The organism is Enterococcus gilvus ATCC BAA-350, from assembly GCF_000407545.1.
Lineage (GTDB): Bacteria > Bacillota > Bacilli > Lactobacillales > Enterococcaceae > Enterococcus_A > Enterococcus_A gilvus.
Map to the genome: position 1 here is coordinate 2191985 of NZ_ASWH01000001.1, position 12497 is coordinate 2204481.

The following is a 12497-nucleotide window of genomic DNA, read 5'->3' on the forward strand; positions in this document are numbered from 1 at the left end:
AATCATTTAAACCCGCGCATGGGTCATGTACCAGCCGCCATCGATCGTGATCGTCGCGCCCGTGATGAAGCTGGCTTTCGCTGATGCCAAAAAGGCAAACAATTTCGCCGGCTCCCAGTCCTCTCCGATCCGTCGACTCGGGATCGCCTTCAATGCCGCTTCTGTCCCCAGCATTTCCCACGCTTGATCCGGCATCAAATTCGTGCGGATCAATCCAGGACAAACGGCATTTACCCGAATGAAAGTATTGTCACCTTCATCAATCGCTGTTACTGCCTTTGACCGCCCGAACATATCCGCTGGATTATTGTTTAATAGCGCCGCTGCACTTTGCCGCGTGTAATTCAATAAGGCCGCCTTCAACACATTGTACGGAACCGAATCCCCAATCATAAAAGACGCCACCGATGCCGTGTGGGTGATACTGGGATTTTCCGATTTACGTAAAAGCGGCACACAATACTTGGTAAACATCGCCGCATGCAGCACATACAATTGAAAAGCCCGCTCAAACTCTCCAGAATCCACTTCCTCCACCGTGCCTACGATCGCTGACCCCGCATTACAAATCAAACTATCCATCCTGCCAAATTTTTCCTTCGCAAAAGCCACCGCCGCCTTGATCTGCTCTTCATCCGTCACGTCGCACTTAAACGGCAGAAAATGCTCGCCCAAATCCTTCGTTCGGCTAAAATTCCGTCCGATCCCGATCACCGTCGCCCCCTGATCCAGAAACTCCTTCGTTGTCGCCAAGCCGATGCCAGAAGTCGCGCCAGTAATCATTACGATGTATTCTTTTAACATGTTGAATCCTCCTTATCAATTACTGACCGTCATCAGGCCGCCGTCGATCAAGACATCGGCGCCATTGATGTACTGTGCATCCGTCGAGGCTAGAAACGCGATCAAGTCCGCCACTTCTTCCGGTTTTCCCGTTCGCCCGCAAGTGACCTTCGCCATCTGATCGTACATTGCCAACACGTCGTTTTCCTCCATATTGACACCCTCACGCTGAAAAATCGGCGTTTGGATAAAGCCTGGCGACACACTATTGCAGCGCACACCAATAAACCCCATAGCTTGCTGTTTGGTATACAGCACCACGGCGTTTTTCGCTAAATTATACAATGGATTTTCAGAGCTGACTGTCCGGCTGGCAGCAGAAGCGGTGTTGATGATACTCGCGTTGTTCTTCGGCGCATTCAATAACAGAGGATACAATTCTTTGGCAAACAACATCGGTGCCCGCAACAAAAGACTGAAACAGCGATCAAACTGATCGACCGTTACATCGCGAATCGTGGTATTCTCACCAAACCCCGCATTGTTGGCAAACACATCCAGCTCATTGTCAAACGTTTCTCCGATGAATTCACACGCCTTCATGATCGCATCGGCATCCCGTACATCACACGTACAAGGAATAAACCGATCACCCAAATCCTTCGTCCGGCTAAAATTCCGTCCGATCCCAATCACCGTCGCGCCCTCCTTGATAAATAGCCGAGTCGTCGCCATACCAATACCAGAAGTCGCACCAGTAATCACAACTTTGTAATCTTGGAACATCGTTCTACCTCCTTTTTCCAAAGCAAAAAAGCATCACACGAAAATAGGCAGTTGAATTTGTTCAATAAAGAAACATTTAATGGAGTTCAGTTGCAGACAGATGTCTTGGAGTAAGAATTACTTTTAAGGGGAAATATCTGTGGTTCTCATTTCATGATAGCACTAAATGAGGGGAGCTGGAAAACGGATTCAAAGAGAACTGTATAAATTGGTATACCTAAGAACTCCTTATAGGAAACTATATCGCTCACTTATCAGACTGGTAATGATTTGAACGACTGTCTGCATTAGCGCTTGTCCATCCACTGAAGGCCTTATTGACGATTTTTATTCGTGGACTCTCTTTTTCTCTGTTTTAAAAATTAGACTGATGAAACTTTTATAAACAAAGAAACGACACCTTCCATCACCGAAGATGAATGGATGATTCTTATGGAAAAAGCAGCTCAAGAGGGTTCGATTGATGAGGATGACGAACTTCTGATCAAAAGTGTGGTCGCATTTTACGATTTGGATGTACAGAAAAATTTTTAACACGTACGGATATTACTTCCATTAACAGTAAAAAGAGTACAGAAGAAATAGCGGAACTCTTTGAATCCTCCGGCTTATCTCGTCTGCCCTATTGTCAGGACAACATTGATGAAATAACCGGCGTGGTGTATCAAAAGGACTTTTATTACCATGTACTAAAAGGTGAAAAGAAATTAGAAGAGATTATCAAACCAATCAGCTTTATCCCGAAAAGTATGAAAGTTTCAGAACTGATGAAAAAATTTCAAGCCGAGCAAATCCATATAGCCATCATCATCGATGAACACGGTGGGACTGCGGGTCTCGTTACACTAGAAAATATCATTGAAGAATTGGTCGGAGAAATCTGGGATGAATATGATAGTAAGAAATTGGATTATTACAAATTGGCAGATGGCAGCTTCCTGGTAAACGGACGTTCAGACTTCGATTGTTTAAAAGAGCTTTTCAATATTACTAATACCACGAACTCTATCTCCGTTGCAGGTTATATTTTAGCTTCAATCGAACGAATCCCCATGTAGGGTGAAACGATCCAGTTAGATGGTTTGAAGATGACTATTTCGAAGATGAGGAATCGCAGGATTGAAGAAGTGGTCGTTGAGCCGGTGGTTGATGGTGGGTAGGTGGATGATGTTAAGTTACATGAGGTTGTTGGGAGGATTGAGGAAAGATTATCTCGTTATTTTATGACGGGACTTGTTTTGTACAAAAAATAGAAACCTCATAAATCAAGGTTTCTAGCAAATAAACAGTTATCATTCCACAGACCTTTCCATTGGATTTATAGATTTGCATCGTTAAAAAATAAGGGTTCAAGTGTGATAAAAAATCGATTTCACCAATTATCAATCATTTTCAATAAAATAGCAGTTATTTTGCTATTTAGATTGCGTGGCGTACTTTGGATAGGAAATCTTAGGATCTGGTTCCGCGCATGAGATAACAAATATATGAATGTTCGTAGTAATACCAATATTAGTTAGTAGTTTTACAGAAATACAATATCAATATATTTCAACTGACTTTATGGTTTTCGTACCTAAAAATTATTTGCAGAGCAGCTTCTTCTTTTTAGATATCAATTTTTCTGATCAGACCTGTCCACTCGTATAGACCACCAAAAATGTATTTATGAACTTCAAGCAACATTTAGTAGTTGAGCGGCTTATTTTCAAACCAAGCATTAATACCTAACAATTTTAAATACGTTATATTCGCCTCAGTTTTTCAAGAAGATTCTTATCCGTTATGCCTAGTTTATTTTGCAAAACATCAGTATCTGGAATCAAATAAGGATCAAGCATTTTTTAGACCCACTGCACGATATTTTTCAATAACTGTTTCTAAGGTATCCGCAATTTTCATGTTTCCTGCCACATACTTCTCCACTAATTTCATCGTATCATCAGACGGTTCCGCAACATCTAAAGTTGAATAGCTCAAGGTAGCATTACGAATCTTCTCACGCCCGATTCTATTCGTATTTTTTACCGAGTACTTGTAATCAGATTTGTCTCATCAAATCCTTTTAAAAGGCTACATTATATCATGTTTCTAATTTTTCCCAGTAAAACTAAATTCAATAAAGTTAAACCTTTAGAATACTTTCCTTACCTAAGCGAAAAATCTGTTAAAAAGAAAACCGTACTATTTGAATTTCTTTTAAAGGTTAGCTTCTTTAAATGCTAAACTAAAATTCAGAAGAAAAAATGATTCCTCTAACTTCACCTAAAGATTATCGAGTAATCTATTAGCTCCCCCAAACATAAAAATCTTTAGCTGTAGCTGAGTTTTTTATTTTCATATTTGTAGCACTTAATACTTCCCCGATTTTATCTGGTAATTTTTTATGACCTGTTAAACCTGGTTGACAAGCAATAATTTTTCCACGCATCGGTTTATTATCTTTCAAAGTTTTTTCCAAATGTTTTATTTCTCCCTTAATGAATACACTATGTCCACTTCTCTGTCTATCCTTGAGCTTAGCCAATAATATGGACTTACTTTTTAACCAAATTAAAGATTTTATTGATTGACCTAAAACCTCATATACATCTCCAACAGATGAATTAAAATTTACTGAACTTTTAGATTTTGCATGATATAGGGAAACAATAATTTCTTTTTCCAAAACTTCTATTGAGATATAGTCAGCAATTTCTCCAGAACCATGATCAAAAATTACATAATCATAGGCTTCGTTCTCATCGAGCTTTTCTCCTATTGCATCTTGGATAGAATTTTTGTTTCCTTTATATTTATTAGTCTTAAATTCCATAGTGATATCTGTATTATATTTTTTCCAATCGATAGAAACAATCTTATTCTTATCAAACGCAGGCAAATTATAGTCATATATACTGATTTCTTTCCCTGAAATTAAAGATAACGAACTTGTATAAAATGACAATGGAAATTGATTGAAGTATATAGATAATGGCATTGCTTCTCTTCCTACCATTATAAAAAACTCCTCTTCCACAAAACATTTATACTTACCATTAATATTTCTTACTATATTATAGCTTCTTCCGTTTAAACTAACTTTCAACCAAATTTCTACTGGTTCTACTGATTCAATAGAAATATCAACATCCAAAATTGTAGAAGTAGATATATCTTCTTCAGATATCAATAAATTGTGTGGTTTTCTATAGCTATGAACGTTAAAGTCCCACATAAAAATATCTTTCGGAAAAACTGTCATTTCTGTTGGCATAGGAAGATTATCGTAATTAGTATTTGTCTTAACCTTAGCATGTTTATTTGAAATTTTGTCACCGTTCAAATTGAACCATTTAACCATCTCCTGAATGCTACCATATCTACTACTCCAAATTTTTGATCCACTACTATAACCTATTGTTATTTGAGCATCTGCTTCTTCAGCTTTACAAAATACATGGCCTGGAGAATACATTTTTCCACTATCAACATCGATAGCTTTACTGACGTCAGAACCTGCACTAATTTTATATGTTTCTCCCTCAGATAAACGATTAGCTAATCCTGAATTAAAGATTTCATGATTTTTCACACCACTTAACACTTTGTGAATATTACTCAAAGTAATTTTTTCATAATTTTCTTCCCCACAATATGCTATAGCAATTGCATCATATATACTTTCTGATTTTAAATGGGAATTTATAAATAATAGTTTATTCTTTTTCTGATAATGGATAAGAACAGTGTTGTATTCTAAATTGAAATAGATTCCATCCGCTGTACTCCACCTTGGTAATTGTTTATTCGAAGCAACCACTACAACAGTTTGATCATCTTCACTAACATTAATATTTTCTATTTTCATTCGCAAGTCTGGAAATTCGGCATTAAGATTAAAAGATTTTGCGTAATATATTCTGGCACGAAAGTTAGTATACAAACTGTGAAGTGAGAACTCTTGATTATTTGTTGATATTAGTTGATTATCATAGCTCTTAAAGTATTCTTGACTTTCTATATCTTGATTAATTCTTTCCTCACTTAAATCTATTATTATTTCTTGCCAAATAGAGTCCGTTGAAAATAGCCTTTTATTCTCTAAAGCAAATTGTTCATCATTTACGGCTATAAAACTCGCTTCACCAATTAACTTTTCTTGATTGGTACGAGCAAACCTCCCTATAAATTGCAATGTGGTGGCTAAGGATTTATGAGGATCATGTATAACTGCGATCTTTAAATTAGGAAAATCAAATCCTTCAGCCATCATGTCTACACAAATAACGCCATTGATTTCTTGATTCTCAAGCTGATCAATAATTTTTAAAACTTCTTGACGGCTTTTGGAGCTATTAACAATCTTTAAATTCAATACAGTATTATCTTCATACAACTTAAATAAACGAATAGCCTCTTTTTTTGATTTGCATCTAACCATCATTGCATGCTCTAAACCACTAGCTTTGTCTCTAAAAAAGATTTCCTCACCTTTTTTAGCTAATGTAATATCTTTATCTTCATTTGCTTTTATTTCAACTGGAATAAAATTAATTGAGCCAAATACTCCATCTTTATATGCTTGAGATAAAGGATAGTTGTATATATGATTTGCTTTTATTTCCTTTTTATCTCTTCTGAAAGGTGTTGCGGTAAATAGCACATGTTTAGCATCAGAGATATTTGCTAACACTTCTCTCCAAGTTTTAGCAGGTTCGTGGTGAGCTTCATCGATAATAACTAAATCAAAAGTTTTATTGATCTCTTGATTTTCAGATAAAGGCAAAGCACAACCAGGTGTTGATACTACAACATCAGCTTTTTCTATATTCTCTTTTAGATCATCTGTATACTTATGCTTTAATTCGTAAGTTTCGGGAGGCTCTACCTCTTGCTCAAAGACTCCAATTTTCTTCAAATCCTTTAAAACCGAAAAATTTTGTGCAATTTGAGAACGAACTAAAACTGTAGGTGTTATCACCAATACTTTACTAACCCCAAGAAGATATGGAGACATCATTATAACTGCTGTTTTTCCTGTACCAGTTGGCATTGATAATAGAACAGGCTCCTTTTTTGTAGTAAAATATGCTCCCAAAGCATGAACAGCTCCTATTTGAGCGTTTCTTAATCCCTGCCCTTCACAACTGTATAAACTTAAAGGATATTTCATCAAAATATAGTTACTTGAAAAATAGCTCATTCAACCCCTCCAACTTTATTAACCTTATTATAGTGAAAACCTTAACATCTATACTCTCAAAAAATAAAAACAAATTATCTTAATTCTATACGTCCACCTATTCTTTTAGTAGAGCATCTTTTTTAATTTTGTCTACCATAATTTCAATCTTCGTTTTTACATCTTTATGTTTACTGAATATCAATTTAGTATTTTTATGGCCCTCTTTATAATCTTGCACACTCTCTTTATACTTAAAGTCTGATATCATTTCATATTTTGTAAATTTATAGAATTTACTTTTCATTTTTATTGTATTCCCTTTACTCGTATAAAGGTCTTCAAAACGATATTCAGGACAAAGCAAATGATATTCATAGTCTATATTGTCATTATAATCAATATAAACAATGAAGAAATCAATTGGTGTTCTCTCTAAATCCTTTTTTATTCCTCGCCTTTTATACTCAAACTCGTCACTTCCATCCTTTTTGAAAGCCAAGAAAGATAAATCCTCTTGATGATTAATATCCTCATTCATCACTAATAACCTAGTTTTAGTTTCTCCTGACTTCTTCTTTAAATCAATTTTCAATGGGATTTCTACGGACAATTGTTTATCATCAGAATCTTCAAAAATATTTAAATTACCATTTGGATTAATTGTAGATTCAAACACTAATGGTTGATTGCTATTTAATATATTTAATGTTATACAACCAATGGCCCCTGTAATGACTACTGAAAGTATCGGTAACAGCCACTTTAGAAAAAAATTATTTTCGGATTTTTTCATCTCTTCAACTTTTTTTTCCATCTCTTCAATTCTTTTATCTTGCTTATTTTGCTCCTTCTCATTATTTTCTCTTATATCTTTAAGTATCTTATTAAACCTAGTAAACTCTTTTCTTTCATTCACCATTTTTCTATACACGTCCCCAATGCATTTCATTTTTTAATACTTAAAAAACTCCGATTTTTGTACTATCAATTCATGACATATTTATACATACTATTTCCCCCATAGTTCACACGTAAATACTGATTAAGAGAATATTTCACATAACCATGTTCTTAAATAATAACATATTTAATTAATTATAAAAACGTATTTTACTATTCGAGTTTTTAATATAAAAAAAGCCCCAAAACGTTAACACATCAACGTTTCGGGAACTTATAAAATTTCTAACCCACACTGCCTTCCATCTCATACTGAATCAGACGGTTCAACTCTACAGCGTATTCCATTGGTAATTCCTTCGTAAATGGTTCCACAAATCCCATAACGATCATTTCAGTCGCTTCTTGTTCAGAGATTCCGCGACTCATCAGATAGTACAATTGTTCTTCGGAGATTTTTGAAACCTTCGCTTCGTGTTCCAAAGAAACATTTCCATTCAAGATTTCATTGTACGGGATCGTATCTGAGCTTGAGCGGTCGTCCATGATGATCGTATCGCATTCGATGTGGCTGAATGAGCCGGCACTGTTCCGACCAAAGCGGACGGTTCCGCGATAGTCTACTGCGCCACCATCTTTCGCGATGGATTTTGAAACGATCGTACTTGACGTGTTTGGTGCGTTATGGATCATACGGGCACCATTATCCAGCACGATATTTTTTCCGGCTACGGCGATCGACAGCATCGTTCCGCGAGCGCCATTGCCTTCCATATACACACTTGGGTATTTCATGGTTACTTTTGAGCCTAAGTTGCCGTCGACCCATTCCATGGTCGCATTTTCTTGGGCTTGTCCACGCTTAGTTTCCAAGCTGTAGACGTTGTTCGACCAGTTTTGGATCGTCGTGTAACGGCAATAGCCATCTTTTTTAACGAACACTTCGACGACTGCGGCATGCAGGCTGTCAGAAGAGTAGGTTGGCGCTGTACAGCCTTCAACATAGTTGATGCTTGCGCCTTCGTCTACGATGATCAAGGTCCGTTCAAACTGTCCGGTATTCGCGGAGTTGATTCGGAAGTACGATTGGATCGGAATATCCGTCTTCACACCTTTTGGTACATAGATAAACGTACCGCCAGACCAAGCCGCTGAGTTTAACGCCGCCAGTTTGTTGTCTGATGGAGGAACCAATGTCCCAAAATATTCCTTGAATAATTCAGGATACTCCTTCAAGGCTGAATCGGTATCGGTGAAGACGATCCCTAATTTGGTGAACTCGTCTTTCATGTTGTGATATACCACTTCTGATTCGTATTGGGCAGAGGCACCAGCCAAGTAGGCACGTTCCGCTTCAGGAATCCCTAAACGTTCAAACGTGGTTTTGATTTCTTCTGGCACATCGTCCCAATCGCGCGCTGGTTTGTCGCTTGAACGGATGAAGTAATTGATTTTATCGTAATCCAAGTCGGACAGATCAGGTCCATAATTGGGCATCTCTAATTTTCTGAATGTTTCTAGCGATTTCAAACGGAAATCCAACATCCATTCTGGTTCTCCTTTTGCGCGGGAGATTTCGCGAATGACTTCTTCGGAGAGACCTTCACCTGTTGTAAAAACGGGCTCGATGTCATCGTGGAAGCCAAATTGATATTCCTCTTGCATTTCAGGTACACTCATGTATTCCCGCTCCTTATTCGTTTTAATGTATTTATTTTTCCTACAGAAAAATAAGTTTGTTTCTCATGCCGTATGTCATTCCTCTATACAGCTTCTTTCTTGTTTTAGACGTACCTTAAATGTAGTCATTCTACAAAATAGACTGCGAAAAGAGGAACTGAAATCCTTAATCGTTTTAATGTATTTCTATTCTTACTAATCTTTATGAAATTGTCCTTCTCGGGCTTTGCCTTGTTCGCTGGTCAGCGCCTTGCCTAGTGCTTTCCAGGCTAGCGTCGAGCATTTGATACGGGCGGGGAATTTTGCGACCCCGCTGAGCATCGCTGCATCGCCCAACTCTTCTTCGTCTTTTTCTGGAATCTCATTGCCTTGGACCATTTGGGCAAAGATCACGGCCAAATGTTCTGCTTCTGAGACGGGCTTGCCGATCACAACATCGGTCATCATGGAAGCACTGGCTGTAGAGATCGAACAGCCGCTGCCGGAAAATGCGATGTCGGTAATCACGTCGTCTTTCACGATCAATTCAAGTTCGATCACATCGCCGCAGGTGGGATTGTTCATCTCGATCGTTCGCGTCGAATCACTCAACTTTCCACGGTGATGGGGATGCGAGGAATGGTCCAAGATCACCTGACGATATAAATTGTCTAATTTAGAGAGCGCCATCTTTGAAAAACTCCTTCGTCGCCTGAATTGCTTCGATCAAACGGTCCGCATCTTCTTTCGTATTGTAAAAATAGAAGCTGGCCCGCGCCGTAGCTGGCAGATTCAAATAGTTCATTAAAGGTTGTGCACAGTGGTGTCCAGCACGTACCGCGACACCTTCCATATCTAAAGCGGTCGCTACATCATGAGGATGAATTCCTTCCAGATTAAAAGCGATCACGCCGGTATGCTGTTCTGGATCTTGCGGTCCATAGACCGTTACACCGCCGATTGCCTGGAGCTTCGGCAACACGTAGGCAACCAATTCTTGCTCATAGTGATGGATATTCTCCATTCCGATCTCGTTCAGATAATCGATTGCCGCACCTAAAGCGATCGCTCCGGCGATATTAGGTGTCCCTGCTTCAAATTTCCATGGCAATTCCTTCCATGTGCTTTCGTAAAGGTTCACGAAATCGATCATCTCGCCGCCAAATTCCACAGGTTCCATTTGCTCTAACCACTGGCGTTTGCCATATAATACACCGATTCCGGTTGGTCCGCACATCTTATGCCCGCTAAAGGCGAAGAAATCTGCATCCAGCTCTTGGACATCCACGGTCATATGCGGTGCTGCTTGTGCACCATCCACGATCATTACCGCGTTGTTTGCATGAGCCAGCTCCGTCATTTCTTTGATTGGATTGATCACACCAAGAACATTTGACACGTAAGCCAAGGAGACGATCGCCGTTTTTTCGTTGATGATCTCTTTTACAGCAGCGCTATCAAGAAAGCCTTCCGTTGTTAATGGCACATACCGCAACGTCGCTCCCTTGCGTTCAGCTAATTGCTGCCACGGAATGATATTGGAGTGATGCTCCATGTAAGAAATCACGATCTCATCGCCTTCTTCAATGAAAGCATCGCCATAGCTGCGGGCCAACCAGTTCAAGCCAGTTGTCGTTCCCCGCGTGAACAGCACTTCCGCTGTTTCCTTGGCATTGATGAAGGCGCGGACTTTTTCACGACTGTCTTCATAATCTTTTGTCGCCCGCTCGGCTAGCGTATGCACGCCGCGGTGAACATTGGCATTATCATGTTCATAATAATGACGTAACACATCCAAGACTTGTGTCGGCTTTTGTGTAGTGGCCGCGTTGTCTAAATAAACAAGTGGTTCATCATTTACTTCTTGGAAAAGAATTGGAAAATCTTTTCTAATAGTAGAAAACTCCCTCATTATTTGCTCAACTTCCCTTCGATCGTCGCGATCAATTGCTCTTGAGTGGCTTTGACAGGAATAGCAGTGATTACAGGTCCTAAGAATCCACGGATAACCAAACGTTCCGCCGCCGCTTTTTCAAGCCCACGACTCATTAAATAGAAGAGTTCATCTGGGTCGACACGACCAACACTGGCCGCGTGTCCGGCAGTGACTTCATTTTCGTCGATCAATAAAATAGGGTTGGCGTCGCCCCGTGATTTTTCAGAAAGCATCAATACACGACTTTCTTGTTGGGCATCCGCGCCTTTTGCGCCTTTTAAGATATGCCCGATCCCATTAAAGGTCAAGGTTGATTTTTCTAAGATAACGCCGTGCTGCAAAATGTGCCCGATCGTATGAGGGGCTTTATTCGTTACACGCGTGTCGATTCCTTGGATTTGCTTACCATCGCTGATCGCAACGATCTTCACTTCCGCATGAGAGCCTTCTCCCACTAAATCTGAGTCAAAGTCTGCGATCACATTGCCGTCATTCATGATACCGATTGCCCAGTCGATCATCGAATCACGCATCAGATAGCCGCGTCGGTTCATGTAAGTCGCGATATTTGCCCCCATCGAATCCACTGCTGAGAATTTCACTCGCGCGCCTGGTTTGGTGATGACTTCGACGACTACATTTCCTGAAAGCTTCTTCGCTGCATCGCCTTGAGATTCAAAGCGTTCTAAATAAGAGAATTCACTGTTGTCTCCAGCCACGATCAAGACATGCTTGAAGAAGTGAGCATCGTCGTCTCCGTTGTGCAAGAATAAACTTTCGATCGGTTCTTCGATCACGACATTTTTCGGCACATATAAGAAGACACCGTTGTTCATGAAGGCTGCATGGAGAGCCGTCAGTGAATTTTCTTCTACTGGTACAGCCTTTTGCATATAATATTCTTGGACTAGCTCAGGATGCTCCTGCATCGCAGTCACTAAATCCGTGAAGATCACACCTTGATCCGCCAATTTTGGTGAAATCTGTTCGAAGACAGTGGTTTCACCTGCTTGTACGATCATCGGATTGTCTTTCATTTGATCAAAGCTTGGGATCGTTCCCGTTGCTTCTTGATGTTCAGGCTTTACATTGTATAGGTTCCAACGAGCGAATTTTACCTTTTCAATGACAGGCAAAGGCAATTCGTCGATCTTGTTTAACGCATTGACCCGCAAATCAGTCATCCATTGAGGTTCGGCCCATTCGGCTGAGAAAGCTTTGACGGCCTCAAGATATTCTGTCCATTTTTTCATCTATCTTGCCCTC

The 12497-nt window shown here is 39.4% G+C and carries 10 protein-coding genes; 1 reads left to right on the forward strand and 9 read right to left on the reverse strand.

The features are described from left to right. Positions 1 to 6: 6 nt before the first annotated feature. Together I592_RS10775 and I592_RS10780 are read right to left on the reverse strand one after the other, a co-directional pair. Positions 7 to 804 (reverse strand): SDR family NAD(P)-dependent oxidoreductase, encoded by a 798-nt coding sequence (locus tag I592_RS10775; protein ID WP_010780177.1) that lies wholly within the window; start codon positions 802 to 804, stop codon positions 7 to 9. Positions 805 to 819: 15 nt separating this feature from the next. Beyond that, complete coding sequence (locus tag I592_RS10780; protein ID WP_010780176.1) at positions 820 to 1569, reverse strand: SDR family NAD(P)-dependent oxidoreductase; 750 nt, start codon at positions 1567 to 1569, stop codon at positions 820 to 822. A gap of 545 nt (positions 1570 to 2114) precedes the next feature. Between I592_RS10780 and I592_RS21990 the strand changes: the two genes are divergently transcribed. Continuing rightward, positions 2115 to 2627, forward strand: coding sequence for a CBS domain-containing protein (locus tag I592_RS21990; RefSeq protein ID WP_425268434.1), 513 nt, complete (start codon positions 2115 to 2117; stop codon positions 2625 to 2627). A gap of 775 nt (positions 2628 to 3402) precedes the next feature. Here the strand turns inward: I592_RS21990 and I592_RS21405 are convergent. From I592_RS21405 to sufD, 7 genes are all read right to left on the reverse strand, one after another. Further along, a complete protein-coding gene (locus tag I592_RS21405) occupies positions 3403 to 3549 on the reverse strand; it encodes a hypothetical protein (RefSeq protein ID WP_157777022.1) in 147 nt (48 codons plus the stop codon). A 307-nt stretch (positions 3550 to 3856) separates the two neighbouring features. Then, positions 3857 to 6754, reverse strand: coding sequence for a DEAD/DEAH box helicase (locus I592_RS10790; RefSeq protein ID WP_010780174.1), 2898 nt, complete (start codon positions 6752 to 6754; stop codon positions 3857 to 3859). 97 nt (positions 6755 to 6851) lie between these two features. Then, positions 6852 to 7667 (reverse strand): hypothetical protein, encoded by an 816-nt coding sequence (locus I592_RS10795; protein ID WP_139243506.1) that lies wholly within the window; start codon positions 7665 to 7667, stop codon positions 6852 to 6854. Between the two features lie 254 nt (positions 7668 to 7921). Then, positions 7922 to 9316: a Fe-S cluster assembly protein SufB gene (sufB, locus tag I592_RS10800; RefSeq protein WP_010780172.1), complete on the reverse strand. Its 1395-nt coding sequence runs from the start codon at positions 9314 to 9316 to the stop codon at positions 7922 to 7924. A gap of 195 nt (positions 9317 to 9511) precedes the next feature. Further along, positions 9512 to 9985: a Fe-S cluster assembly sulfur transfer protein SufU gene (sufU, locus tag I592_RS10805; RefSeq protein WP_010780171.1), complete on the reverse strand. Its 474-nt coding sequence runs from the start codon at positions 9983 to 9985 to the stop codon at positions 9512 to 9514. Continuing rightward, entirely contained in the window at positions 9972 to 11207 is a 1236-nt protein-coding gene (locus I592_RS10810; protein ID WP_010780170.1) for a cysteine desulfurase, read from the reverse strand. Before I592_RS10810 ends, sufU begins: the two co-directional genes overlap by 14 nt. Next, the gene (gene sufD / locus I592_RS10815; protein ID WP_010780169.1) at positions 11207 to 12484 is read right to left on the reverse strand and encodes a Fe-S cluster assembly protein SufD; all 1278 of its coding nucleotides are present in this window, start codon (positions 12482 to 12484) and stop codon (positions 11207 to 11209) included. Before sufD ends, I592_RS10810 begins: the two co-directional genes overlap by 1 nt. Between the last annotated feature and the right edge of the window lie 13 nt (positions 12485 to 12497).

Coding starts and splice junctions, on each gene's coding strand:
- I592_RS10780 (WP_010780176.1), bottom strand. CDS start 1,569: ATGTTCCAAGATTACAAAGTTGTGATTACTGGTGCGACTTCTGGTATT.
- I592_RS10775 (WP_010780177.1), bottom strand. CDS start 804: ATGTTAAAAGAATACATCGTAATGATTACTGGCGCGACTTCTGGCATC.
- sufU (WP_010780171.1), bottom strand. CDS start 9,985: ATGGCGCTCTCTAAATTAGACAATTTATATCGTCAGGTGATCTTGGAC.
- sufD (WP_010780169.1), bottom strand. CDS start 12,484: ATGAAAAAATGGACAGAATATCTTGAGGCCGTCAAAGCTTTCTCAGCC.
- sufB (WP_010780172.1), bottom strand. CDS start 9,316: ATGAGTGTACCTGAAATGCAAGAGGAATATCAATTTGGCTTCCACGAT.
- I592_RS10790 (WP_010780174.1), bottom strand. CDS start 6,754: ATGAGCTATTTTTCAAGTAACTATATTTTGATGAAATATCCTTTAAGT.
- I592_RS10810 (WP_010780170.1), bottom strand. CDS start 11,207: ATGAGGGAGTTTTCTACTATTAGAAAAGATTTTCCAATTCTTTTCCAA.